This is a genomic window from Streptomyces sp. P1-3 (genome assembly GCF_050613155.1).
Taxonomy (GTDB): Bacteria; Actinomycetota; Actinomycetes; order Streptomycetales; family Streptomycetaceae; genus Streptomyces.
Window position 1 is genome coordinate 3,306,311 of the sequence record NZ_CP192512.1, and the last position, 24,416, is coordinate 3,330,726.

At 72.5% G+C, this 24,416-nt stretch carries 19 protein-coding genes; 8 read left to right on the forward strand and 11 right to left on the reverse strand.

All coding sequences use genetic code 11. From position 1 onward, the window contains the following. Nucleotides 1-71: 71 nt before the first annotated feature. Nucleotides 72-1,265, reverse strand: coding sequence for an RtcB family protein (locus tag ACQUSR_RS13925; RefSeq protein ID WP_431042881.1), 1,194 nt, complete (start codon nt 1,263-1,265; stop codon nt 72-74). A gap of 162 nt (nt 1,266-1,427) precedes the next feature. Between ACQUSR_RS13925 and ACQUSR_RS13930 the strand changes: the two genes are divergently transcribed. The 3 genes from ACQUSR_RS13930 to ACQUSR_RS13940 all read left to right on the forward strand — a co-directional run bounded on the left by ACQUSR_RS13930 (nt 1,428) and on the right by ACQUSR_RS13940 (nt 4,874). Continuing rightward, nucleotides 1,428-2,453 carry a DUF3558 domain-containing protein gene (locus tag ACQUSR_RS13930; RefSeq protein ID WP_431042882.1) on the forward strand — a complete coding sequence of 342 codons (1,026 nt, stop codon included), beginning with the start codon at nt 1,428-1,430 and terminating at the stop codon, nt 2,451-2,453. Nucleotides 2,454-2,565: 112 nt separating this feature from the next. Continuing rightward, nucleotides 2,566-3,249, forward strand: coding sequence for a hypothetical protein (locus ACQUSR_RS13935; protein WP_431042883.1), 684 nt, complete (start codon nt 2,566-2,568; stop codon nt 3,247-3,249). A gap of 185 nt (nt 3,250-3,434) precedes the next feature. Further along, complete coding sequence (locus tag ACQUSR_RS13940) at nt 3,435-4,874, forward strand: DUF2637 domain-containing protein (RefSeq protein ID WP_431042884.1); 1,440 nt, start codon at nt 3,435-3,437, stop codon at nt 4,872-4,874. Nucleotides 4,875-4,954: 80 nt separating this feature from the next. Here the strand turns inward: ACQUSR_RS13940 and lysS are convergent, their stop codons facing one another. Further along, on the reverse strand, nt 4,955-6,706 hold the full coding sequence (gene lysS, locus ACQUSR_RS13945) for a lysine--tRNA ligase (RefSeq protein ID WP_431047576.1): 1,752 nt from the start codon (nt 6,704-6,706) through the stop codon (nt 4,955-4,957). A 144-nt stretch (nt 6,707-6,850) separates the two neighbouring features. On the opposite strand from lysS, the gene argS reads away from it, so the two are divergent. Continuing rightward, nucleotides 6,851-8,617, forward strand: a complete 1,767-nt coding sequence (argS, locus tag ACQUSR_RS13950; protein ID WP_431042885.1) for an arginine--tRNA ligase — start codon at nt 6,851-6,853, stop codon at nt 8,615-8,617. 115 nt (nt 8,618-8,732) lie between these two features. On the opposite strand, the gene ACQUSR_RS13955 is transcribed toward argS, so the two are convergent. After that, nucleotides 8,733-10,283 carry an alpha/beta hydrolase gene (locus ACQUSR_RS13955; RefSeq protein WP_431042886.1) on the reverse strand — a complete coding sequence of 517 codons (1,551 nt, stop codon included), beginning with the start codon at nt 10,281-10,283 and terminating at the stop codon, nt 8,733-8,735. A 226-nt stretch (nt 10,284-10,509) separates the two neighbouring features. Here ACQUSR_RS13955 and ACQUSR_RS13960 point away from each other — a divergent pair, with 226 nt between their 5' ends. Next, nucleotides 10,510-11,649 (forward strand): pyridoxal-phosphate-dependent aminotransferase family protein, encoded by a 1,140-nt coding sequence (locus ACQUSR_RS13960; protein ID WP_431042887.1) that lies wholly within the window; start codon nt 10,510-10,512, stop codon nt 11,647-11,649. 154 nt (nt 11,650-11,803) lie between these two features. Here the strand turns inward: ACQUSR_RS13960 and ACQUSR_RS13965 are convergent, their stop codons facing one another. Continuing rightward, complete coding sequence (locus ACQUSR_RS13965; protein WP_431042888.1) at nt 11,804-14,449, reverse strand: NACHT domain-containing protein; 2,646 nt, start codon at nt 14,447-14,449, stop codon at nt 11,804-11,806. A 219-nt stretch (nt 14,450-14,668) separates the two neighbouring features. On the opposite strand from ACQUSR_RS13965, the gene ACQUSR_RS13970 reads away from it, so the two are divergent. Next, nucleotides 14,669-15,241 carry an AMIN-like domain-containing (lipo)protein gene (locus ACQUSR_RS13970; RefSeq protein WP_431042889.1) on the forward strand — a complete coding sequence of 191 codons (573 nt, stop codon included), beginning with the start codon at nt 14,669-14,671 and terminating at the stop codon, nt 15,239-15,241. A gap of 112 nt (nt 15,242-15,353) precedes the next feature. Here the strand turns inward: ACQUSR_RS13970 and ACQUSR_RS13975 are convergent, their stop codons facing one another. Then, the gene (locus ACQUSR_RS13975; RefSeq protein WP_431042890.1) at nt 15,354-16,043 is read right to left on the reverse strand and encodes an HD domain-containing protein; all 690 of its coding nucleotides are present in this window, start codon (nt 16,041-16,043) and stop codon (nt 15,354-15,356) included. 50 nt (nt 16,044-16,093) lie between these two features. Further along, complete coding sequence (locus ACQUSR_RS13980) at nt 16,094-16,660, reverse strand: hypothetical protein (protein ID WP_431042891.1); 567 nt, start codon at nt 16,658-16,660, stop codon at nt 16,094-16,096. Nucleotides 16,661-16,761: 101 nt separating this feature from the next. Here ACQUSR_RS13980 and ACQUSR_RS13985 point away from each other — a divergent pair, with 101 nt between their 5' ends. Together ACQUSR_RS13985 and ACQUSR_RS13990 are read left to right on the forward strand one after the other, a co-directional pair. Then, nucleotides 16,762-17,103: a PadR family transcriptional regulator gene (locus ACQUSR_RS13985; RefSeq protein WP_431042892.1), complete on the forward strand. Its 342-nt coding sequence runs from the start codon at nt 16,762-16,764 to the stop codon at nt 17,101-17,103. Between the two features lie 11 nt (nt 17,104-17,114). Next, nucleotides 17,115-17,840: a permease prefix domain 1-containing protein gene (locus tag ACQUSR_RS13990; RefSeq protein WP_431042893.1), complete on the forward strand. Its 726-nt coding sequence runs from the start codon at nt 17,115-17,117 to the stop codon at nt 17,838-17,840. Nucleotides 17,841-17,958: 118 nt separating this feature from the next. Here ACQUSR_RS13990 and hemB read toward each other — a convergent pair whose 3' ends face one another. From hemB to ACQUSR_RS14015, 5 genes are read right to left on the reverse strand one after another with little or no spacing between them, the layout of a single operon-like run. Next, nucleotides 17,959-18,975: a porphobilinogen synthase gene (hemB, locus tag ACQUSR_RS13995; RefSeq protein ID WP_431042894.1), complete on the reverse strand. Its 1,017-nt coding sequence runs from the start codon at nt 18,973-18,975 to the stop codon at nt 17,959-17,961. Beyond that, complete coding sequence (locus ACQUSR_RS14000; RefSeq protein WP_431042895.1) at nt 18,972-20,636, reverse strand: uroporphyrinogen-III synthase; 1,665 nt, start codon at nt 20,634-20,636, stop codon at nt 18,972-18,974. The genes hemB and ACQUSR_RS14000 overlap by 4 nt, the downstream gene beginning before the upstream one ends. Continuing rightward, on the reverse strand, nt 20,633-21,733 hold the full coding sequence (hemC, locus tag ACQUSR_RS14005; RefSeq protein WP_431042896.1) for a hydroxymethylbilane synthase: 1,101 nt from the start codon (nt 21,731-21,733) through the stop codon (nt 20,633-20,635). The genes ACQUSR_RS14000 and hemC overlap by 4 nt, the downstream gene beginning before the upstream one ends. Beyond that, entirely contained in the window at nt 21,730-23,490 is a 1,761-nt protein-coding gene (gene hemA, locus ACQUSR_RS14010; protein ID WP_431042897.1) for a glutamyl-tRNA reductase, read from the reverse strand. The genes hemC and hemA overlap by 4 nt, the downstream gene beginning before the upstream one ends. After that, nucleotides 23,487-24,278: a redox-sensing transcriptional repressor Rex gene (locus tag ACQUSR_RS14015; protein WP_431042898.1), complete on the reverse strand. Its 792-nt coding sequence runs from the start codon at nt 24,276-24,278 to the stop codon at nt 23,487-23,489. Before ACQUSR_RS14015 ends, hemA begins: the two co-directional genes overlap by 4 nt. Between the last annotated feature and the right edge of the window lie 138 nt (nt 24,279-24,416).

A 24,416-nucleotide genomic window follows, 5' to 3' on the forward strand; every position in this document is an offset into this window, starting at 1 on the left:
GTCCGCCCGGTGTGCCGACCCCCGTACGGACACCGGCCGGCCCGCGGCCCGGAGCCGCCTGCTGGTTCCGGTCAGCCCTTCACGCAGACGACCTGCTTGAGCTTCGCGACGACCTCGACGAGGTCCCGCTGCTGGTCGATGACCTTCTCGATCGGCTTGTACGCGCCCGGGATCTCGTCGACCACGCCCGCGTCCTTACGGCACTCCACACCCTGCGTCTGCTCCTCCAGATCCCGCGTGGTGAAGCGCTTCTTCGCGGCGTTCCGGCTCATCTTCCGGCCCGCGCCGTGCGAGGCGGAGTTGAACGAGTCGACGTTCCCCAGCCCGCGCACGATGTAGGAGCCGGTGCCCATCGAGCCCGGAATGATGCCGTAGTCGCCACTGCCCGCACGGATGGCGCCCTTGCGGGTCACGAGGAGATCCATGCCGTCGTAGGACTCTTCAGCGACGTAGTTGTGGTGGCAAGAGATGACGTCTCCGAAGGTCACCCGAGCCTTCTTGAACTCCCTTCGGATCACGTCCTGGGACAGCGCCATCATCACCGCACGGTTCCGCTTCGCGTACTCCTGAGCCCAGAAGAGGTCGCGCCTGTATGCCGCCATCTGCGGCGTGTCCGCAACGAAGACGGCGAGGTCGCGGTCGACCAGGCCCTGGTTGTGCGGCAGCTTCTGAGCCTCGCCGATGTGGTACTCGGCCAGCTCCTTGCCGATATTGCGGGAGCCGGAGTGCAACATGATCCAGACCGCGTTGTCCGAATCCAGGCAGAGTTCCCAGAAATGGTTCCCCGAGCCCAGCGTCCCCATCTGCGCCAGGGCGCGCTCGCGCCGGTAGTGGACCGACTCGGCCAGACCCCCGAACCGCGCCCAGAAGTCCTCCCACCCCGCCGTCGGGAACCCGTGCAGCCGGCCCGGGTCCACCGGGTCGTCGTGCATCCCGCGCCCCACCGGGATGGCCTGCTCGATCTTCGAGCGGAGCCGCGAGAGGTCGCCGGGCAGGTCGTCGGCGGTCAGGGAGGTCTTGACTGCCGACATCCCGCAGCCGATGTCGACGCCGACCGCCGCCGGGCAGACGGCGCCGTGCATGGCGATCACCGAGCCGACCGTGGCGCCCTTCCCGTAATGGACGTCGGGCATCACGGCCAGGCCCTTGATCCAGGGCAGCGTGGCGACGTTGCGGAGCTGCTGCATGGCCACGCCCTCGACCGTCGCCGGGTCGGCCCACATACGGATCGGCACCCGTGCGCCGGGCACCTCGGTGTACGACATGGCTACTTCATTCCCCCACAGAAGATACAAAAAGTAAAAGTCGGGCTTACGGCCCGATACGTGACACTGGACCGGCAGATGCGGCAGTACGTGCGATAGACATTGTCCTCACCCCCCGCCGTGCGGCGGCAAACAGTTTTCGCCCGAAGGGAGCCGCGGACCGTGGAGCCAGCGCAGCGGAAGGCGTGCGTACCCGGCCGTGCACCGGCCGTCGCCGTACTGGCCCTACTGGCCGCGTTCGCCGCCGTGACCAGCGGATGCACCACCTCGGACTCCGCGGCGCCCAGCCTCCAGGACGGCAAGCCGGGGCCCGGCGGGCGGACGGCCACGGCCGAGCCGGGGAAGTACCAGAACCTTCCCGAGGCGTGCGGCGCCGTCAGCCGCAAGACGCTCAAGACGCTGCTCCCCGGCGCCGACGAGGAGTCGGAGGAGGCGGCCGAGAAGGTCTACGCGGGCGAGGCAGCGGTGACCTTCGACACCGACCGCAGCGTCGGCTGCCGCTGGAAGCTGGAGACACCCGAGGGCAGCCGCCATCTCACGCTGGACTTCGAGCGCGTGGTCTCGTACGACCCCGAGGTCAGCGACGACGACCGGGCACTGGCGGTGTACGGGAGGAAGGCGGCTGCGGCACATGTGCCGGACGCCGCGCGGCCCCCGGCGTCCGGCGCGGACGACGAGCGCGACGAGACGGACGAGGCCGACGAGACGAAGAGGGGGGGCGAGACGGGGGACGGCGCGGGCAAGAAGAAGAGATCGCCCTCCGGGACGCCCACCGGGTCGCCTTCCGGGCCGTCCGCCGGTTCAGGTGGCGGTACCGATGACGATTCCGGCGCCGCTTCCGGCTCGGACGACGATCCCGGCGCGGACGACGGCCCCGGCTCCGGCGGGTCGGACGACGCCGACGACGACGCGGGCGCCGAGGGCGGCGACAGCGACGACGACGCCGAGACCGCCGCCCCGCGCCTCCTCGACGACCTCGCCGACGACGCCTTCCTCGACGACAAGCTCGCCACCGCCGACTCCGGCGTGCACCGCGACATCACCGTCGTCTTCCGCTCCTCCAACGTGATCGTCACCATCGAATACGACCAGTGGTCGAGTGACAAAGCCCACATCCCCGCCAGCGCCGAACTCCAGGAGAACGCCGAGGACCTGGCCCACGAGCTGACCGGACGCTTCGGCGGGTGAGGCCCCGCTGCCCAGCGGACCCCGGACGGGCAACCGCGCCCGCCGCGTACCGTGCTCTGTAGCCACGAGGGCGGGACAGCCCCGCCCCGCGACCGAGAATGAGCCTGAGACCATGCGCCGAACAGCCCCGCGACTCGCCCGTATCCTCGCCTGCGCCGCCGTACCGGTGATGCTCGTCGCCGGATGCAACGACTCCGGCTCCGGCTCCGACGACAAGAAGAAGGACGCCTCCGCGTCCCCCACCCCGTCGCCGACGGTCGCGCCCGCGAAGTTCCGCAAGCTCCCCGAGCCGTGCGGGAGCCTGTCCGGCAAGACGATCGAGAAGCTGGTCCCCAAGGCGAAGAGCGAGAAGGGCAAGGCCCTGCCCAGCTCCGACAAGAACGACTCGGGCGCCTGCCTGTGGACCGGTCTGGACGGGTACCAGTACCGCTCGCTCACCCTGTCCTTCAAGCGCTTCGACTCCGACCTCTCGCAGGGCACCGGCGACAAGCAGGCCGAGGCCTACGCCTCCGACCAGGCCGACAAGGCGGGCAAGGCCGACGGCGCGAAGGACGCCAAGCGGGGCGAGGCCGCGATCGGCGACGGCGCCACGACCGTCCGTACGAAGGCCAAGAAGGACGGCGACGAGTTCCTGAACCAGACCGTCGTGGCGCGCACCGCCAACATCGTCATCACCGTCGAGTACGACGGCACCGGCTACGAGGACGCCAAGGCGCCCAGCGCCGAGAAGCTGCTCAAGGGCGCCGAGGACATCGCCAAGGAGGCCGTGGAGTCGGTCGCCTCCGCGAACAAGTAGCCACGGGCCAGGGCTTCCCGCCCCCGCCCCCGGATCCGGGGGCGGGGGCGGGGGCTCCTCCCTCAGCCCGAAGAGCCATGGGGCGGACACGCCCGTGACCGACCGCCCGCCGTCCCGCCTTGACGTGTATGCGACTCTGGGCGCGCTGATTTTCCGAGGGCGGGGAGGGATCGCGGGTGGCCGCGATGCAACTGACACGTACGCACCGAATACTCATCGGCGTGGTCGTCGCCGGCGCGATAGTGATCGCCGGGATCGGCTTCGCCGGCTCCTACGCGGCCGTCCGCGACCTCGCGCAGGACAAGGGATTCGGCGGCTTCTCGGATGTCTTCCCCATCGGCGTGGACGCGGGCATCGTCGTCCTGCTGGCCCTGGACCTGCTGCTCACCTGGATCCGCATCCCGTTCCCCCTGCTGCGGCAGACGGCCTGGCTGCTGACGGCCGCCACCATCGCGTTCAACGGCGCCGCCGCCTGGCCCGACCCGCTCGGGGTCGGGATGCACGCGGTGATCCCGGTGCTGTTCGTGGTCTCCGTGGAGGCGGCCCGGCACGCGGTCGGGCGGATCGCCGACATCACCGCGGACCGGCACATGGAGTCGGTCCGCATCGCCCGCTGGCTGCTGGCACCGGTGCCCACCTTCCGGCTCTGGCGCCGGATGAAGCTGTGGGAGCTGCGGTCGTACGACGAGGTCATCAAGATCGAGCAGGACCGGCTGATCTACCGCGCACGGCTCCGGGCCCGGTACGGGCGGGCGTGGCGGCGCAAGGCCCCGGTGGAGTCGCTGATGCCGCTGCGGCTGGCGCGGTTCGGGGTGCCGCTGGCCGAGACCGCCGAAGCGGGGCTGGCCGCCGCGGGCATCGAACCCGCCCCCACCCGGCCCGCGCTCCCGCCGGCGGACCGGCCGGCGGCGAACCCGGCGACGGCGGACCCGTCTGCCGGGGCGTTCCAGACCGAGGCGTTCCAGGGTGAGGCGTTCCAGGGTGAGGCGTTCCAAGCCACGGCGTTCCAGGCCACGGCCTTCCCGGGCCCCGGCACCGGCACCGGCACCCGTGCCCCGGGCGCCGCCGCGGCTCCGGATCCGGCCGCCGCCCAACCCGGAGCCGCGGTGCCCGGCACGGACCCGGCCGGTGCCCCGGCGGTGGCGCAGCAGCCGCAGCCCCTGCCGCAGTCGGTCCCGCTGCCCGTCTACCAGCCTGACGAGGCGTACGGGCCGGACGCGGCATACCAGCCTGACGCGGCGTTCGGGGCGGACGCCGCGTACCGGCCTGACGCGGCGTTCGGGCCGGACCAGGCCCACGGGAACGAGCAGCCCCAGCCGCATCCGCAGCAGAACACCCCGTACGCCGCCGAACCGCCGCCCGCCGGCGGGCAGGTGACGGTGCCGGTGTCGCCGGGCCGGGTGCGCAACCTCGGCGTCCCCGACGACGTGCCGCGCGAGGAGCTGTACTACGCCGCCTTCCGCCGGCACCACGAAGAGCAGGGGAAGTTCCCCTCGCTCTATCAGTTCGGCCGGCGGCTTCAGGAGATGTACGGGATCAGCGAGCTGAGCGCCGAAGAGCTGCGGGTCCTGCTGGACGAGTGCCGGGAGCGGCACCGCGAGCTGAACGCCGAGCAGATCCCGTGAACACGACCCCTTGAACACCACCCCGTAAACGAGCCGGGGCCCGTGGCATGACGCCCCGGGCCCCGCTCAGTGTGCGCGCGTCACGCGCCGAGCAGCCGCCGTACCCGGTCCGCGCCCACCGCCAGCAGCAGGGTGGGCAGCCGCGGGCCGGTGTCGCGTCCGACGAGCAGCTGGTAGAGCAGCGCGAAGAAGGTCCGCTGGGCGACCTTCAGCTCCGGCGTGGGCTTGGCGTCGGCCGCGAGTCCCGCCTGGAGCTTCGGCACGCCGTAGACCAGCGTGGTGAGGCCGTCCAGCGACCAGTGCTCGTCCAGCCCGTCCAGCAGCAGCCGCAGCGACTCCCGCTCGGTGTCGCCGAGCGAGCCGAGCAGCTCGGTGTCCGGCTCTTCGCGCACGCGGGTGCGCTGCTCGGCCGGGACCTGGGTGGTGATCCAGCGCTCGGCCTTGTCCAGCCGGGGCCGGGCGTCGTCGAGGGACTTCACCGGGTTGGCCGGGTCGAGGTCGCTGAGGATGCGCAGCGTCTGCTCGTCGTGTCCGGTGGTGATGTCCACGACCGAGGCGAGCGTGCGGTACGGCAGCGGGCGCGGGGTGCGCGGCAGCTCACCGGCGGCGGTGCGGGTGGCCCGGCTGTAGGCGGCGGCGTCGGCGGGCTGGACGGCCCCCTCGGCGATCTTCCGCTCCAGCGCGTCCCACTCGTCGTACAGCCGCTGGATCTCCTGGTCGAAGGCGATCTTGAAGGACTGGTTGGGCTTGCGGCGCGCGTACAGCCAGCGCAGCAGCGGGGCCTCCATGATCTCCAGCGCGTCGGCCGGGGTCGGCACCCCGCCCTTGGAGCTGGACATCTTGGCCATGCCGCTGATGCCGACGAAGGCGTACATCGGCCCGATGGGCTGCTCGCCGCCGAAGACCTCCTTCACGATCTGGCCGCCGACGACGAAGGAGGAGCCGGGCGAGGAGTGGTCGACGCCGGACGGCTCGAAGACCACGCCCTCGTACGCCCAGCGCATGGGCCAGTCGACCTTCCACACCAGCTTGCCGCGGTCGAACTCGCTGAGGCGGACGGTCTCGGCGTGCCCGCACACACAGGTGTACGTCAGCTCGGTGGTCTCGTCGTCGTAAGCGGTGACCGTGGTCAGGTCCCGCTCGCAGGCGCCGCAGTACGGCTTGTACGGGTAGTAGCCCGCGCCGCCCGCGCTGCCGTCGTCCTCGCTGGCCGCGCCGGACCCCTCGGCGGCGGCCTCGGCGGCCGCGGCGTCGGCCTCGTCCAGCTTGCCCTTCTGCTGCTGCTTCTTGGCCGCCGGCTTGGCGCCGGGCTTGTCCTTGGTGCGGTAGCGGTCCAGGACGGCGTCGATCTGCCCGCGCTGGCGCATCGCGTGCAGGATCTGCTCGCGGTAGACGCCGGAGGTGTACTGCTCGGTCTGGCTGATGCCGTGGAACTCCACGCCCAGCTCGCGCAGCGCCTCGATCATGGGCGCCTTGAAGTGCTCGGCCCAGTTCGCGTACGAGCTGCCGGGCGGGGCCGGGACCGAGGTCAGCGGCTTGCCGATGTGCTCGGCCCAGGACGGGTCGATACCGGCCGGAACCTTGCGGTACCGGTCGTAGTCGTCCCACGAGATGATGTGGACGCAAGTGTGTCCGCGGCGCCGGATCTCGTCGGCGACCAGGTGCGGGGTCATGACCTCGCGGAGGTTGCCGAGGTGGATCGGGCCGGACGGGCTGAGGCCCGAGGCGCAGACGATCGGTTTGCCCGGGGCGCGACGCTCCGCCTCGGCAATGACCTCGTCCGCGAAACGGGAGACCCAGTCGGTCTCGGTGCTCTGAGCCACGTTCGGCACTTCCTTCCTAGCGGTCATGGCGTCGACCATTCTCCCAGACGGAGGGGGCGCGCTCAGGGTTGCCGGTTTACCAGAGAAATGGCTGGACCCGCCGTGGGATACTTGGCTGACCCTTCGCACCTCTAAAGGAATGGCACCCATCCCATGGCCTCGGTCCCTTCCCTTGCCGCTACGGTCCACCAGCGCGTCGCGGACGCCCTCTCGGCTGCCCTGCCGGAGGCCGGCTCCGCGGACCCGCTGCTGCGACGAAGCGACCGGGCGGACTTCCAGGCCAACGGGATGCTGGCGCTGGCCAAGAAGCTGGGCGGCAACCCGCGCGAGCTGGCGGCCAAGGTCGTCGGGAGGCTGCCCGCCGGCGGCCCCGGTGACGTGATCTCCGCGATCGAGGTCTCCGGCCCCGGCTTCCTCAACATCTCCGTCGCCGACCGGGCGATCGTCGAGACCCTCGCCGCGCGGGCCGCCGACGAGCGGCTCGGCGTGGCGCCGGCCGAGAAGCCGGGCACCACTGTCATCGACTACGCCCAGCCGAACGTGGCCAAGGAGATGCACGTCGGCCACCTGCGGTCGGCGGTGATCGGCGACGCCATGGTGAAGATCCTGGAGTTCGCGGGCGAGAAGGTGGTCCGCCGCCACCACATCGGCGACTGGGGCACCCAGTTCGGCATGCTGATCCAGTACCTGATCGAGCACCCGCACGAACTGGACCACAAGGACGCCGCCGTCTCCGGTGAGGAGGCGATGTCGAACCTGAACCGCCTCTACAAGGCCGCGCGTGCCCTGTTCGACTCCGACCTGGACTTCCGGGACCGGTCCCGCCGCCGGGTGGTGGACCTCCAGGCGGGTGACGAGGAGACCCTCGCCCTGTGGCGGAAGTTCGTGGACGAGTCGAAGATCTACTTCTACTCGGTCTTCGACAAGCTGGACATGGAGATCCGGGACCCGGACGTGGTCGGCGAGTCCGGCTACAACGACATGCTGGCCGAGACCTGCCGGCTGCTGGAGGAGTCCGGTGTGGCGGTGCGCTCGGAGGGCGCACTGTGCGTGTTCTTCGACGACGTCAAGGGCCCCGACGGCAACCCGGTGCCGCTGATCGTGCAGAAGTCCGACGGCGGCTACGGCTACGCGGCCACCGACCTGTCCGCCATCCGCGACCGCGTGCGGAACCTCGGCGCCGACACCCTGCTGTACGTGGTGGACGCCCGCCAGTCGCTGCACTTCAAGATGGTCTTCGAGACCGCCCGCCGGATCGGCTGGCTGAACGACGAGGTGCACGCGGTACAGCTCGCCTTCGGCACGGTGCTCGGCAAGGACGGCAAGCCGTTCAAGACCCGTGAGGGCGAGACGGTGCGGCTGGTGGACCTGCTGGACGAGGCGATCGAGCGGGCCTCGGCGGTCGTCCGCGAGAAGGCGCAGGACCTCACGGACGAGGAGATCGCCGAGCGCGGCGCGCAGGTCGGTATCGGAGCGGTGAAGTACGCGGATCTTTCCACGTCGGCCTCCCGTGACTACAAGTTCGATCTGGACCAGATGGTGTCGCTCCACGGCGACACGTCCGTCTACCTCCAGTACGCGTACGCCCGTATCCGCTCGATCCTGCGCAAGGCGGGCGACACGCGCGCCGCCGCGCACCCGGAGCTGGCGCTGGCCCCGGCCGAGCGGGCGCTCGGGCTGCACGCGGACCAGTTCGCGGAGACGCTGCGGGAGGTCGCCGCGGAGTACGCGCCGCACAAGCTGGCCGCGTACCTCTACCAGCTGGCGTCGCTGTACACGACCTTCTACGACCAGTGCCCGGTCCTGAAGGCCGAGACCCCCGAGATGGTCGAGAACCGTCTCTTCCTGTGCGATGTGACCGCCCGCACCCTGCACCAGGGCATGGCCCTGCTCGGCATCCGCACCCCCGAGCGCCTCTGAGCACTCCCGACCGGCCGGTCCGGGGGACCACCCCCTGGCCGGCCAGTCCCGGCTACGTAGGCCCCGCCGCTCCCCTGTGACGGCGGGGCCTACGCCGTGTGCGCCCCAGACGCCGTCACTCCGCGGGGCAGGCCATGTCCCGTGCCGGGCGCTTGCCGTGGACCAGGAAGTCGGTGACCGTGGCATCCCCGCACGCGTTGCCGTTGGCCCGGTACACGCCGTGGCCCACCGCGTCCACGGTCACCATGCGCGCCCGGCCGCCGAACGCCTCACGCATCCTCAGTGCCCCGGCCAGCGGCGTGGACGGGTCGCGCCGGTTCTGGATCATCAGCACGTTCGACGGGCCGTCGGGGGTGATGCGGACGGGCTTCTCCTTCGGCGCGTACGGCCAGAAGGAGCACGGCGACACGTTCACCGGCATACCGGCGGTGAGCGGATGGGACTTGCGGCTCTCCGCGACAGCCCGCTGGTAGCCCGGTATCGACGTCGGCCAGCTCACGTCGTTGCATATGGTCGCGACCGAGACCGCGGTGGTGTTCTGCATCGCCTCGTCCGGCGGGGTGTTCGGCGCGGGCAGCGGCGAGCCGTCGCGGGCCGCGCGTATCAGCTGGGCCAGGGCGGGGAAGTGGGTCTTGGAGTCCAGAGCCTCCATCAGGCTCTGGCGCAGCACGTTGCCGTTGAGCTCGGCGGGGTTGGCGCCCGGCCACGGGATCGGCTCGCGGTCCAGCCGGGCGGCCAGCTTCAGGAACAGCGGCCGGACCTCCGCCGCCGAATCGGCGAGCCGGTGTGGATTGTCCGGGGCGGCGGCCCACGCCGCGAAGTCGGGGAACGCGTCCTCCACCCCGGTGGCTTTGTTCGCCAGCCAGCCGCGCGCCACCCGCTTCGGGTCCGGGTCGTCGTTGCTGTCCAGCACCCAGCGGTCGGTGCGGCCCGGGAACATCTGCGCGTACACGGCGCCCGCGTACGTCCCGTACGACTCGCCCCACGCCGACAGCTTCCGCTCCCCCAGCGCCTGCCGGATGCGGTCGATGTCCCGCGCCTCGTTGGCCGTGCTGATGCTGCGCAGCACCGGTCCGCCGTTGCGCGCGCAGGCCTCGGCGAGCCGACGGCCGGTGGTCGCGTTCCGCTCGATGCCGCCGTCCGCGTCGGGCCACGGCCGCAGGTTCACCAAGGCCAGGTCGTCATGGCCCAGTCCGCAGGTGACCGGTGTGCTGCCGCCCATGCCGCGCGGGTCGAACCCCACGATGTCGTACGCGTCCCGCACGGACTGCGGCAGCTTCTTCCCGGTCGTGGACGGCCCGTCGATGCTGGAACCGCCCGGCCCGCCGGGTATCAGCAGCAGCGTGCCCCGCCGCGCCTGCGGCCGCTCGCTGCGCACGCGGGATATCGCGAGCGTGATCTGCTCGCCACGCGGCTTGGCGTAGTCCAGCGGCACGGAGATGGTGGCGCACTCCTGCCGGGGGTCGAGGTCGTCGCCGGTGCACGGCTTCCAGTCGGGGGCGGCGGAGGCAGCGCCTGTACCGGTGGCATGGGCTGCGCCTGTACGGGTGCCGTGGGCCGTGTCGTTGGCACCGGCGGCCGGTGCCGTCGCGACGATGGTCGCGAGCAGGGACGCGGCCAGGACCGGCGTGGAGACGAGAGCTGCCTTGCGTCTGTCGATTCGCATGTGATCAGCGTCCCGGACCGGCGGGCGGGCTCCCATCCTGCCAACTCCCGTCTTGTTAGGGGGGTTAGCACTACCGCGCGCGGGCTCGGGCCGTACTCCCCCAGCGTGCACCGACAGCGCGCGACGGCCCGCGCCGCACTCTCGCGCGCTGTACGCTCGGCCGAGGCGCCCGGCGGCCGTCCCGGCCCGGTGGCGCCCGCCCGCCGACCGTATGAAGTGAGCCACCGTGTCCGACGCCCACGCCCTCCTCCTCGACCAGCCGCCGCTGACCGCCGACCGCTTCGCCGCCATCGAACGGCGGGTCGCCGGGGTGCTGCGCACCGACGCCGACGTGATCGTCATGCAGGGCGAGGCGCTGCTGCCGCTGGAAGGCTGCATCCGCAGTGCCGCGCGCCCCGGCGCGACCGCGCTCAACGTCATCACCGGCCCGTACGGGCAGACGTTCGGCGGCTGGCTGCGGGACTGCGGCGCCACGGTCGTGGACATCGAGGTGCCGTACGACACGGCCGTCTCCGCCGAGCGCGTCGCCGCCGCACTCGCCGAACACCCCGGCACCGAGCTGGTCTCCCTCGTCCACGCCGAGGCCGCCACCGGCAACACCAACCCCGTCGCGGAGATCGCCGAGGTGGTGCGCGAGCACGGCGCCCTCCTCATGCTCGACGCCGTCGCCTCGGTCGCGGCCGAGCCGCTGGAGACCGACGCGTGGGGCGTGGACCTGTGCGTGATCGGCGCGCAGAAGGCCATGGGCGGCCCGGCGGGCGTCTCGGCGGTGTCGGTCAGCGACCGGGCCTGGGACCGTATCCGCGCCAACCCGCGCGCCCCGCGCCGCTCCTACCTCTCCCTGCTGGACTGGAAGGAGCGCTGGATCGACACCGGCCGGGCGGTACTGCCGCATGCCCCGGCCCAGTTGGAGATGCTGGCGCTGGAGGCGTCGATCGACCGCATCGAGGCCACGGGCGGCCTGGCGGCGGCCATCACCCGGCACCGCGCGGCGGCGGCCGCGACCCGCGCGGGAACGCTGGCGCTGGCCGACGGCGGCACGTCGGACGCGGACCGGTTGCGTCCGTACGTCACCGAGGCCCGCGCCGCCGCCCCGGTGGCGACGACGCTGCGCGTCCCCGACGCGCTGGACGCACACGACCTGGTGGCGTCGGCGTCGACCGACTTCCTGCCCCTGGTGGCGGGCGGCGGCGCCCTGGCCAAGGAGATGATCCGGGTGAACCACTACGGTCCGGACGCGTCCCTGGAGACCGTCGTACGGACCCTGTCGGCGCTGGCGGGCGCACTGCGGACGGCGGGGCTACGGGGCGACGCGGGCGCGGCGGTGGCGGCGGCGGAGGCCGCCTGGACCGGGGCGACGTCGTGACGAATCCGTACTGACGGCCAAAGACGGGCGGCTGCGCCATGGCCCGGCCTTCCCGCCCGCTCCTTCCGTATCCCGGAAGAACTCTCCCTCGCCCCCGACGAGGAGTTCCGCGAGCGACACGGCTGCCGGTGAGCCGCCCGGCACAGGCACGTCGTCATCCGTGGATGACTTGGACGCCCTCCGGAACGCCCGTCACCCGCTGCGTGGCCGGGACCTGGAGGGTGGCGAGGTTGGGGAAGGCGCCGAGCCACGCCATGTGTTCGCCCACGTCGTGCATGAGCCACAGATACGTCAGTGAGTCCGCCACGATGCCCTCGACCAGCTGGGCCGGGCCCAGCGCCCCGGTGACCTGCACACACGGCCGCCCGCCGAGGCGGCGCAGCGCGTGCAGCTCCTCCAGGCTGGAGACGGGGAACTCCAGCTCGTCCGGGTCGAGATGGGCGATGATCTCGTCGGCGTAGCGGTCGGTGTCGTACCGCCGCCAGGCGCCCGCCAGCGTGCTGCGGACCGTCCAGGAGGGGTGGTCCCGCAAGCGGGTGAGGTAGTCGATCGCGCGGTCGTCGGCCACCGAGGTCGCGGTGACCGCGAGCCGGTGCGCCTCCGCCTCGGAGACGTCGACCGGGTCGGGCAGCATCTCCAGCACGATCGCCCCGATCCAGCCGAGCGCCCGTGCGCCCTCCAGCGAGGTGGGCCGCACCAGGTCGCGGGTGTAGCGATGGACGCGGGCCCGGACCCCCGGATCCAGCTCGGTGGCGTGCTCCAGACAGGCGGCCGCCAGCAGCTTGCGGTGCCGCGACTCCACCGGCCGGACGCCCTTGCGCGCCGCCAGCAGCCCGTCCAGCAGATATGCGCACTCGTCGGGCCTGGCCAGCGCCACCGACATGCGGACGACCTCCTCCCAGTCGTCCTGGTGGGCATGGTTGATGAGGAAGTCGAAGTCGTGCCGCTCGACGGCCGCCCGCGCGCTGAGATAGTCCTGGAACGTGCGGTGCACGAAGTCCACCGAGCCGGGGGTGGGCTCGCGCAGCAGCCCGGTGCGGTTGAGCAGATGGCGGTAGATGTCCTCGGGGCCGCCTTGTTCCGCGGCGTGCGGAATGGCGGGCAGGTGCTGGGCGAGGGTGTCGATCGCGACCGTACGGTCCATCTCGGAGCGCCCGTTGACCAGCATCCAGTACGCGAGCTTCTGGAGGAGCTGGACCTTGGGCTCCTGGGTGAGGTCGATGCCGTCGGTGGTGTGCATGTCGCGCTCGCGGTCGCGCCGCTCCAGCAGCATCGACAGCGCCGCGTCGTACAGGGCCTTGCGCCCGCGCGGCAGATAGCCGCGCCGGTCCCGGTGCAGGGCGCAGATCAGCCCGCACATCAGCGGATTGGTGGCGAGGCGGCCCAGGTCCCGGGTGATCCGCACCGCGCGGAGCAGTGTCTGCTCGTAGTGGTCGATCCGGTCCAGGTCGGTGGCGTCCTCCTCGCGGGCCGCCGCGTGCCAGCGCTGGATGAACGCGGTGACCCCCTCGCGGCTGAGCGGGGCCAGCCGCAGCTCCACGAAGCCCTCCGAGGTCAGCCAGTTCTCTCGCACGGCGGAGGGCCGCGAGGTCACCAGCCACACATTGCCCGGGTAGTGCGCGAGCATGCGGCCCAGTTCGCGCCGCAGCCGCTCGCGGTCGCCTTCGGGGGCCTCGTCGATCCCGTCCACGAGCAGCAGCGCGCGCCCCTGGGCCATTACCCGCTCGGCCCAGCCGCGCGGCTGGGCGCCGGCGCGCGGATAGCGCACGGCGGACAGGAACTCCTCCGGTACGGGGAAGCCGTCGCGGCCGCCGTGGCCCTGGCTGAAGCGGCGCACCGGCAGCACGAACGGGACCCGCCCGCGCAGCGTCTCCAGCGCCTTGGGCAGCTCACCGCGGGCGACGGCGACCGCCAGCCACTGCACGAGGGTCGTCTTTCCGGAACCGGCGACGCCGCGGAGCAGCACCCGGTCCCGTCCGGAGAGTGCCTGTTCGGCGGGGAGCACAGGCTGCGGGCCCGTACCGCCGCGCCCCTCGGCGCCGCCCTCCCCCTCGGCACCGCCCTGCCCCTCGGTGGGTGGCTGCCCGATCTCCGCCTCCAGGCCGAGGTATGCGGTCTCCAGCGACCAGCTGTCGGGCGAGTGCGCCAGGTCGATGCCGTAGATGGTCAGGTGATTGTGGCTGGTGACGATGTCGCCCGCGTACCGCTCCTCGAACGACGCGTCCTCGGCCGACTGCCCCGGGTGCCGCCGGACCAGCTCGTCCACCCGGGCCCGGATCTGCGCCAGATCGCGGGTCTGCGCGACCAGCGTCGCGGCGACGAAGGTGGACCGCTGGGTGAAGAAATGCAGGATGTGCAGGCAGGCGGCCTCCACCAGAGCGGCATGGAAACGCGCCCCGTCGGCGGAGAGTTCGCGTTCCGCCCCGGGCGCCGCGGCCCTCAGCCGCCGGGCGAACGCCTGGTGCCCGAGCCGTACGGCGTGCGCGTCCTCCAGGTCGATGGTCCCGAGCGCGCACAGCGTACGGGCGAGCGCCTCCGCGACCGCCCGCGTCTCGTCGGCCGCGATCGGCCGCTCCCCGGGCGCCGCGGAGTCCAGCGCCCGATCGACGAGCGTGCCGGCGAGTGCGGTCAGGTCCCGTTCGCTCAAGGTGCGCTGCTCCCCGCGGAACGAGACCAGCGAGGAGATCCGCACCGCCCGCTCCACGATCCCGGCTCCGGGCCCCTCCTGTACGAACAGCTTCCGCACCAGCGGCATGACGGCGCTTGAGGCGATGCGGATGGCGATGGCGGCTGGTTCCATGCGTTCCCCCGACGACGGCAGCGGTCTTCCCGGCCTTCTCGACTTCCCTCTGCTGTCCGTACTAACCGTGTCCACGAACGGTCGCCCGGCGATCAACGCCCGGCGTTTCGCGCCACATTCGCCACCCCGCTGACCGAAAGCCGACGGCGACACAACCCCGTCGCCCGACGGGCCGTCTCACCTCACGTACCTGCACACAATCCTTTCTGGGGGTAATTCATGCGACGGTGGGGCACTGCGCTGGCGGCGGTCATGCTGGCGGGCGCCGGAGTCGCGGGGGTGGCCGGGACGGCGGGGGCCGTCACGCTCGGCGACGGCGCGGCCAAGGGCTCCGTGGCCTGCGCGACGAACTGGGGCAAGGGCGAGAAGTCGCGCACGGACGCCGCCGGCGACTCGCTGACCGGCATCCGCACCGGCAAGCACGACTGCTTCGACCGCATAGTCTTCGACATCAAGGGCGCGGCCGCCGGCAAGGCCGGCTACCACGTCGGCTACGTCCCCAAGTTCTACCAGGACGGCTCCGGCGAGGAGATCCCCGTCAAGGGCGGGGCCATCCTCCAGATCTACGTCAACGCGCCGAGTTACGTCGACGGCAACGAGACCTACCCGGGCCGGGCCGGGAAGCCGCTGCCGGGCGTGGACATCAAGGGCTACAAGACCTTCAAGGACACCAAGTACGGAGCGAGCTTCGAGGGCCAGACCCAGGTCGGTGTCGGGACCCGCGCGAAGCTGCCGTTCCGGGTGACCCAGTCCGGTGACCGCCTGATCGTGGACGTCGCCCACGCCGGCTGAGCCGTACGTATACCGAGGGGCCTGGCCGCACAACCCATGCGTGCGGCCAGGCCCCTGGCCGTTCCCTAGACGTTTCTAGCCGCTCCCGGCCGTTCCTGGCCGTTCCCCGCGCTCACCTCTCCGGCCGGTAGCCGTCGTAGTCGCCCCAGCTGGGGGCCTGGGTCATCAGCTCCCTCCAGGTGGGCCAGGCCGCCTGGGTCTCCTGGCGGACCAGCTCGCCGGGCACGCTGAACGGCGGCGCCTTGTGCGGCTTGTCGAGTGCCTGGCCGACGATCGCGTCGTGGAGCACGGCCGCGGCGTGCAGGCGCGGCAGCACGGCGTGGACACGGTCCGCGTAGCCGTCCGGGAGGGCGGGCCCCTCGACGCCGAGGTCGTATCCGGCGCCGGACGTCACCAGCGCGATCTCGGGGCGCTTGCGCATGGCGACCTCGTAGGTCAGGTGCAGCGCGATCGCGTCCCATACGACCTCGACCCGCTCGGATGACACTCCCTGCTCGGTGAGGAAGCGGGCCGCCACGTCGGCGCCGTCCAGGTCGAACCGCTGATCGCCGTTGCCCTCCGGGCTGAGCCCGGCGTCGTGCAGCACGCAGCCCAGGAACAGCAGCTCGTCGTCGTAGTCGTGGTCGGGGCGCAGGCCTCGCTGTTCGCCGAGGAAGCGCCCGTAGAGGTACGTGCGCATGCTGTGGTTGAAGATCGCCGGATCCTCGATGCCCTTCGCGAATCGCATCGCGTTCAGCGCCATCTCGGTGCGCGGAAACGGCAGTTCACCTAATGCATCCAATGCGTCCACTGCGTCCTTCATGTCACCCTCCTTGGGGTTCGCGGATAGAGACCGGCCTGGCAGCACGGGGCTCACGCTCCTGTGGTCGAGCCGGGGCGGAAGATCATCAGGACGACGACGACCGTCCAGATGACGTTGAAGATGCCGGTGAGCATGGCCAGCCGGGCCGCCAAGGGCGACAGCCCGTCCTTGGCCGCCGCGTGCTCGGTCGTCGCGCCCTCGCGCGTCGCGTCCTCGGTCGTCGCGCCCTCCCGCGTCGCGCCCTCCCGCGTCGCGCCCTCCCGCGTCGCGTCCTCCGTCATCGCCAGCAGACGCCGCTGGTCGGGCAGGATCGCCAGCGCGAGGATCAGCGCGGCGACCACGGTCAGCACGAGCGACGTGATCAGCCAGGCGTCGGTGAGGACCCCGAGCTCGGAGGCGGTCGCGATCCCGAAGACCGGGACGGTGACGCCGGCGACGGCGTAGGCGCCGCAGATCCGGTGCAGGAACGCGGCGACCCCGGCGGCCCGCCCGCCCGAATCCTCCCCGCCAAGCGCCGCCTGCTTCGCATAGCGCGGGAACAGCGACGCGGCGACGGCGATCGAACCGACGAGCAGGATCGCCGCGACGACGTGTATGGACAGCAGCAGCTTGGTCACTGCGGACCTCCGAGCCAGAGCCAGCACACGGATGTGCACGCGGATATGTTGGCTACCAATACATACACTGTCTACGGCAGTTTTAGGTAGGCTGCCTACTCATGAGGGCAGACGCGGTGCGAGGGCACCTGGACGGGCTGTTGCTCGCCGTACTGGAGCCGGGTCCGCTGCACGGCTACGCGATCATCGCCGCGGTCCAGCGCCGCAGCGGGGGCGCGCTGGAGCTGCGCACGGGCACGATCTACCCGGCCTTGAACCGGCTGGAGCGCCTCGGACTGCTGGCCAGCAGCTGGCAGTCCGTCGGCGAACGGCGGCGGCGCGCCTACGAACTCACCGACGCGGGGCGGCGCAGCCTGGCCGCCGAGCGGACGGCGTGGAGCGAGTTCACCGCGGCGATCGGCTCGGTCCTCAACCCCGCCGCACCGCCCCGGACCGCCATATGAAGGCCGGCCGCGTGAACGTCACCAGTCGGCACGCAGACACCGACACCGCCGCCGCCGACACCGCCACCGGCCCCGCCGCCGACCCCGTCGAGGGCTACGTCGCGACCCTGACCGCCGCCCTGCACGGACCGGCCCGGGCCAAGGCCCGGCTGATCGGGGAGATACGCGACGGCCTCGCGGACACCGTGGCGGCGTACACCGACGACGGGCTGCCCCGCCAGCAGGCCGTCCACCAGGCGGTGCGCGAGTTCGGGACCGCCGAGGAGCTCGTGCCGAGCTGCCAGCGGGAACTGACCATCGCTCAGGCCCAGCACACCGCCCGGGCCGTCGCCCTCACCGTGCCCCTCCTGATCGCCTGCTGGTACCCCATCTGGGCCACCGGCCACGGCGGGGCGTGGCGACTCGCGGGCGCGGCCCAGCTGCTGGCCGCCTCACTGGCCGGTGTCGCGGCCGCCGCCGCGCTGCTCGCGCTGGCGACGCTGGCCGCCACGGGCGCCCTCGCCCGCCGGCTGCCCACCCCGCGGCGGCTGCCCCTCGCGGTCGCGTGGACCGGCACCACCGCCAGCGTGGCCATGGCGTTCTCCGCGCTCATGCTCGCCACCGCGACGCCATTGAGCGCCAACTGGCCGCTGGTCGCGCTCGCCGGGGTCCTCACCGCCGCGTCACACGGCGGGGTGGCGGCCTCCGCCCGCGCCTGCCGCCGCTGCGCACGGCTGCCGGTCACCATGCCGGCGTAGCCGACGCGAAGGGGCCGCCCGGCCGCACACCACGTGCGACCAGGCGGCCCCTTCGCATGAGATCCGCTGAGATCCGCAGGAGAAGCGGATACTCGCATGAGATCCGCAGGAGAAGCGGTTACTCGCCGCGCCGCAGCCGCTGCGCGACCTCCGTCGCCCAGTACGTGAGGATCATGCCCGCGCCCGCCCGGCGGATGGAGGTCAGCGTCTCCATGATCGCCCGGTCGCGCTCGATCCAGCCGTTGGCGGCCGCGGTCTCGACCATCGCGTACTCGCCGGAGATCTGGTACGCGGCGACCGGCACGTCCACCGTGTCCGCGATCCGCGCGAGGATGTCCAGGTACGGCAGGGCCGGCTTGACCATGACCATGTCGGCGCCCTCGGCGAGGTCCAGCGCCAGTTCGCGCAGCGACTCGCGGGCGTTGGCCGGGTCCTGCTGGTACGTCTTGCGGTCGCCCTGGAGCGACGAGCCGACCGCCTCGCGGAACGGGCCGTAGAAGGCGGAGGCGTACTTCACCGTGTAGGCCAGGATGGAGACGTCGTGGCGGCCGATGCCGTCCAGCGCCTCGCGGACGACCCCGACCTGACCGTCCATCATGCCGCTGGGGCCGACCACGTGGACGCCCGCGTCGGCCTGCGCCCGCGCCATCTCGGCGTAGCGCTCCAGCGTGGCGTCGTTGTCGACCCGTCCTTCGGCGTCCAGGACCCCGCAGTGGCCGTGGTCGGTGTGCTCGTCCAGGCACAGGTCGGACATGACGACCAGGTCGTCGCCGACCTCGGCCTTCACATCCCGGATGGCCACCTGGAGGATGCCGTCGGGGTCGGTGCCCGGCGTGCCGACGGCGTCCTTCTTGGACTCCTCCGGCACACCGAACAGCATGATGCCGCCGACGCCCGCCGCGACCGCCTCCGCCGCGGCCTTCCGCAGCGTGTCGCGGGTGTGCTGGACGACGCCGGGCATGGCGGCCAGCGGCACGGGCTCGCTGATGCCCTCCCGCACGAAGGCGGGCAGGATCAGCTCGGCCGGGTGCAGCCGGGTCTCGGCGACCATGCGCCGCATGGCCGGTGTCGTACGCAGCCGGCGCGGCCTCGCGCCCGGGAACCGTCCGTAAGCCGTGCCATTCGACGTGCTCAACTCCGTGCCCTCCTACGCGATCCGGGCCGCCGCTCGCTCGGGCGCGTGACCGGGTCCCCGGCCTCGATCGCGGCGGCACGCCGCGCCGCGCCGAACTCCGCGAGCGCCTCGGCCAGCTTGTGCACCGAGGGCTCGGGCGACAGCACATCCACCCGCAGGCCGTGCTCCTCCGCGGTCTTCGCGGTGGCCGGGCCGATGCAGGCGATGACAGTGACATTGTGCGGCTTGCCGGCGATGCCGACGAGGTTCCGCACCGTGCTCGACGAAGTGAACAGCACGGCGTCGAAACCGCCGCCCTTGATCGCCTCGCGGGTCTCGGCCGGCGGCGGCGAGGCGCGCACGGTGCGGTACGCCGTGACGTCGTCGACCTCCCAGCCCAGCTCGATCAGGCCCGCCACCAGGGTCTCGGTGGCGATGTCGGCGCGCGGCAGGAAGACCCGGTCGATCGGGTCGAAGACCGGGTCGTACGGCGGCCAGTCCTCCAGCAACCCGGCCGCGGACTGCTCGCCGGACGGCACCAGGTCCGGCTTGACGCCGAACTCGATCAGCGACTTGGCGGTCTGCTCGCCGACCGCCGCGACCTTGATCCCGGCGAACGCGCGGGCGTCCAGGCCGTACTCCTCGAACTTCTCCCGAACCGCCTTGACCGCGTTGACGCTGGTGAAGGCGATCCACTCGTACCGGCCGGTGACCAGGCCCTTGACCGCGCGCTCCATCTGCTGCGGGGTACGCGGCGGCTCCACGGCGATGGTGGGCACCTCGCTGGGCACGGCACCGTACGACCGCAGCTGGTCGGAGAGCGAGGCGGCCTGCTCCTTGGTGCGCGGCACCAGGACGTTCCAGCCGAACAGCGGCTTGGACTCGAACCAGGAGAGCTGGTCGCGCCGCTCGGCCGCGCTGCGCTCGCCGACCACGGCTATGACCTGCTGCGCGCCGTCCGGTGACGGCAGCACCTTGGCGGCCTTGAGCACCTGGGCGATCGTCCCGAGGGTCGCGGTCCAGGTGCGCTGCCGCGTCGTGGTCCCGGCGACGGTCACGCTCAGCGGGGTGTCGGGCTTGCGGCCCGCGGCGACCAGCTCGCCCGCGGCGGCCGCGACCGTCTCCAGGGTCGCGGAGACCACGGCCGTCGCGTCCGAGGACCCGACCTCGCTCCAGCAGCGGTCGTCGGCCGTACGGGCGTCGACGAAGCGGACGTCCGCACCGCGCGCGTCCCGCAGCGGCACACCGGCGTACGCGGGCACGCCGACGGCGGCCGCGACCCCCGGCACCACCTCGAAGGCGATGCCCGCGGTGGCGCAGGCCAGCATCTCCTCGGCGGCGTCACCGTCCAGGCCGGGGTCGCCGGCGACCGCACGGACGACCCGCTTGCCGCCGCGCGCGGCCGTCATGACAAGATTGGCGGTGTCCCTGAGTACGGGCACCCCGGCCATGCTTGACGCCTCGTCAGCGCTGGTCTGCCGCGGCGTGCCCTGGGCATCCGCGGCGACGGACGCACGGACATGCGTACGGACCACGTCGAGCACTTGCGGATCCGCGATCAGCACATCCGCGGCGGCGAGTGCCTCCACGGCGCGCAACGTCAGCAGTCCGGGGTCTCCGGGGCCGGCACCGAGGAAGGTGACGTGCCCGCAGCCGGGGTGGTTAGGGGCGGTGGGGTTCAATGTGCTCGCTCCCCCATAAGACCGGCCGCACCCTTCGCGAGCATCTCGGCGGCGAGTTCGCGGCCGAGAGCGGCGGCGTCGCCGGGCGACGCGGGTACGGGACCGGTGGTGGACAGCTGCACCAGCGTCTTGCCGTCGGTCGTGCCGACGACGCCACGCAGGCGCATTTCGGTGAAATCCTGACCGTCGGCCTTGGGGCCTCCCCTGCTCGAGCGAAGTCGAGAGCTTGGGGAAAGGTCGGCCAGCGCACCCACAGGTGCGCTGCAGCCGGCCTCCAAGGCGGCGAGCAGGGATCGCTCGGCGGTCACGGCGAGCCGCGTGTGCGGATCGTCGAGCTCGGCGAGCCGGGCGGCGAGGGCTGCGCCATGCACGTGGTGCATCGCGAGGCACTCGACTGCCAGGGCCCCCTGGCCGGGGGCGGGCAGAACATGGGCGGAGTCCAGGACCTCGGTGGCCTCGGCGATCCGGCCGATACGGGTCAGCCCCGCGGCGGCCAGGACGACGGCGTCGAGTTCTCCGGACCGCACGTATCCGATGCGGGTGTCGACATTGCCCCGGATCGGCACGGTCTCGATCAGGTGCCCGGCGCCGAGCGACCGCGCCCAGGCGTTGAGCTGCGCCATCCGGCGCGGCGAGCCGGTGCCGATCCGGGCGGGCCGGCCGGGGTCCGCGGCGAGCTGCTCGAAGGTCAGCCCGTCGCGGGCGACGAGGGCGTCGCGCGGGTCCTCGCGGCGCGGGATCGCGGCCAGCGTCAGATCGTCGGGCTGGGCGGTCGGCAGGTCCTTGAGCGAGTGCACGGCGAAGTCGATCTCACCGCGCGACAGCGCCTCGCGCAGCGCGGAGACGAACACTCCGGTGCCGCCGATCTGCGCGAGTGACTCCCGGGAGGTGTCGCCGTACGTGGTGATCTCGACCAGCTCCACAGGGCGGCCGGTCAGCGCGCGCACCCGCTCCGCTATCTGACCGGACTGCGCCATGGCGAGCGTGCTGCGCCGGGTGCCCAGGCGCAGCGGGGTGCCGCCGGAGGCGGTGTCGACGGCGGCCGCGGCGTTCTCGCGCGTGGCCGCGGTGTTCTCGGGGGAGGCCGCGGTGGTCATGCCCGCCCTCCATTCACGTTCAGATCGGCCCGGCTGACGGCGGCGACCGCCTGCGGGTCGAGGTCGAACAGTTCCCGCAGCGCGTCCGCGTACCCGGCGCCGCCGGGGGTGGACGCGAGCTGCTTGACCCGCACGGTGGGCGCGTGCAGGAGCTTGTCGACGACGCGGCGCACGGTCTGGGTGATCTCCGCGCGCTGCTTGTCGTCCAGGTCGGGGAGGCGCCCGTCGAGCCGGGCGATCTCGCTGGCGACGACGTCGGCGGCCATGGTGCGCAGGGCGACCACGGTCGGGGTGATGTGGGCGGCGCGCTGGGCGGCCCCGAACGCGGCGACCTCTGCGGAGACGATTCCGCGCACCCGGTCGACGTCGGCGGCCATGGGCGCGTCGGCGGACGCCTCGGCGAGGGTCTCGATGTCGACCAGCCGGGCGCCGTCCAGCCGGTGGACGGCGGCGTCGATGTCGCGCGGCATGGCGAGGTCGAGCAGGGCGACCTGCCCATCCCGGCCGCCGGGGCAGGCGGCGCGCCGGACGAGCGCGGTCCGCAGGTTCTCAGCGGTCAGCACGAGCCCGGTCGCACCGGTGCAGGACACGACGATCTCGGCATGCGGCAGCTCGGCGGCCACGGCGTCGATGGGCACGGCACGCGCGACGAGCGGGGCCGCGGCGGACGCGGCATGGGCGGCGGACGAGGCGCTGGCACCGGGGGCGTCGGCACCGGTCGCGGTGGCGTCGACCGCGTGCACCGGGCAAGCGGCCCCGGCCGTTCCGGCAGCGTCCGGCAGCCGCGAGACTCCAGCGGCGCCGGCAGTCGTGGCATCGGCAGCAGACCGACCGGCACCGGTATCGGCGCCGGGCACGATGCCGATGATGTCGGCCACGCGCAGCGCGTCGGCGCCGGCGACAGTTTCGGCAGGGGTGGCACCGCGGGCGGGCGGTACGGCAGCGTGGCCGCCGCCGGCTGCCGGGGTCGCGGGGCCGCCGGCGCTGCTCGGCGTACGGGCCGCATCCGCGGCCGAGGTGCCCGCGCCGCTCGGCGTGCCCGCCGTACCCGCTCCGGTCCCGCGCCCGGCAAGGGCGTCGGCAAGGCGCTCCGCCCGCTCCAACGTCCTGTTGGCGATCACCAGTTCTGCCACACCGGCACGCGCGAGCGTCGTCGCGGCGAGGGACGACATCGAACCCGCGCCGATGACCAGCGCGCGCTTGCCCGCCACCCAGTCCGTCACCGGCGTACCGGCGGCGAGCTGCTCCAGGCCGAAGGTGACCAGCGACTGACCGGCCTTGTCGATCCCGGTCTCGCTGTGCGCCCGCTTGCCCACCCGCAGCGCCTGCTGGAACAGGTCGTTCAGCAGCCGTCCGGCGGTGTGCAGCTCCTGGCCGAGGGCGAGCGCGTCCTTGATCTGGCCGAGGATCTGCCCCTCGCCGACGACCATCGAGTCCAGTCCGCAGGCCACCGAGAACAGGTGATGGACGGCGCGGTCCTCGTAGTGCACGTACAGATACGGGGTGAGCTCGTCCAGGCCGACGCCCGAGTGCTGGGCGAGCAGCGTGGACAGCTCGGCGACACCGGCGTGGAACTTGTCCACGTCGGCGTACAGCTCGATGCGGTTGCAGGTGGCCAGCACCGCCGCCTCGGCCGCGGGCTCGGCGGCCAGGGTGTCCTGGAGCAGCTTCGCCTGCTGGTCAGCGGTCAGGGCGGCGCGCTCCAGCACGCTCACCGGCGCGCTGCGATGGCTCAGTCCGACGACGAGAAGGCTCATGCCGGCATCACGGCGGGCACATCCCCGTCCGGCCCCTGCTGTCGGCCGCCCTCGGAACCCGCGTCCGTACGGGACACGGGGGTGCGGACGGACGCCGCCGCCTGCTCCACCTCGGCCTCGGTGCCCTCGCCCGCCTTGCGCTGCTCGTGGAAGGCGAGGATCTGCAGCTCGATGGAGAGGTCCACCTTGCGGACGTCCACGCCGTCGGGGACGGTGAGGACGGTCGGCGCGAAGTTCAGGATCGAGGTGACTCCGGCGGCCACTAGCCGGTCGCAGACCTGCTGCGCGGCACCGGCCGGGGTGGCGATGACGCCGATGGAGACCCCGTTATCCGTGATGATCTTTTCCAGCTCGTCGGTGTGCTGCACCGCGATGCCCGCGACGGGCTTGCCCGCCATCGCCGGGTCGGCGTCGATCAGGGCCGCGACCCGGAAGCCGCGGGAGGCGAAGCCGCCGTAGTTGGCGAGGGCCGCGCCGAGGTTACCGATACCGACGATCACCACGGGCCAGTCCTGCGTCAGGCCGAGCTCGCGCGAGATCTGGTAGACGAGGTACTCGACGTCGTAGCCGACGCCCCGGGTGCCGTAGGAGCCGAGGTACGAGAAGTCCTTCCGCAGCTTCGCGGAATTGACCCCGGCGGCGGCCGCGAGCTCCTCGGAGGAGACCGTGGGCACCGAGCGCTCGGAGAGCGCGGTCAGGGCGCGCAGGTACAGCGGAAGCCGGGCGACGGTGGCCTCGGGAATCCCTCGGCTTCGGGTCGCCGGTCGGTGAGTTCGGCCAGTTGCCACGGTGCTCCTGCGGGTAGAGCGGGGCTGCGGGCGGCCGTGCGTCCCAAGACCGCCCCGTCGACAGCAGGCTATGTCTTTGTGAACGCGTGCACAAAGATGGTGTCCGCTTTGTCCGACCAAAGTGACCGGTGTCACGCA

Coding starts and splice junctions, on each gene's coding strand:
- ACQUSR_RS13925 (WP_431042881.1), bottom strand. CDS start 1,265: ATGTCGTACACCGAGGTGCCCGGCGCACGGGTGCCGATCCGTATGTGG.
- ACQUSR_RS13935 (WP_431042883.1), top strand. CDS start 2,566: ATGCGCCGAACAGCCCCGCGACTCGCCCGTATCCTCGCCTGCGCCGCC.
- ACQUSR_RS13940 (WP_431042884.1), top strand. CDS start 3,435: ATGCAACTGACACGTACGCACCGAATACTCATCGGCGTGGTCGTCGCC.
- argS (WP_431042885.1), top strand. CDS start 6,851: ATGGCCTCGGTCCCTTCCCTTGCCGCTACGGTCCACCAGCGCGTCGCG.
- ACQUSR_RS13955 (WP_431042886.1), bottom strand. CDS start 10,283: ATGCGAATCGACAGACGCAAGGCAGCTCTCGTCTCCACGCCGGTCCTG.
- ACQUSR_RS13965 (WP_431042888.1), bottom strand. CDS start 14,449: ATGGAACCAGCCGCCATCGCCATCCGCATCGCCTCAAGCGCCGTCATG.
- ACQUSR_RS13970 (WP_431042889.1), top strand. CDS start 14,669: ATGCGACGGTGGGGCACTGCGCTGGCGGCGGTCATGCTGGCGGGCGCC.
- ACQUSR_RS13975 (WP_431042890.1), bottom strand. CDS start 16,043: ATGAAGGACGCAGTGGACGCATTGGATGCATTAGGTGAACTGCCGTTT.
- ACQUSR_RS13985 (WP_431042892.1), top strand. CDS start 16,762: ATGAGGGCAGACGCGGTGCGAGGGCACCTGGACGGGCTGTTGCTCGCC.
- hemC (WP_431042896.1), bottom strand. CDS start 21,733: ATGACCACCGCGGCCTCCCCCGAGAACACCGCGGCCACGCGCGAGAAC.
- hemA (WP_431042897.1), bottom strand. CDS start 23,490: ATGAGCCTTCTCGTCGTCGGACTGAGCCATCGCAGCGCGCCGGTGAGC.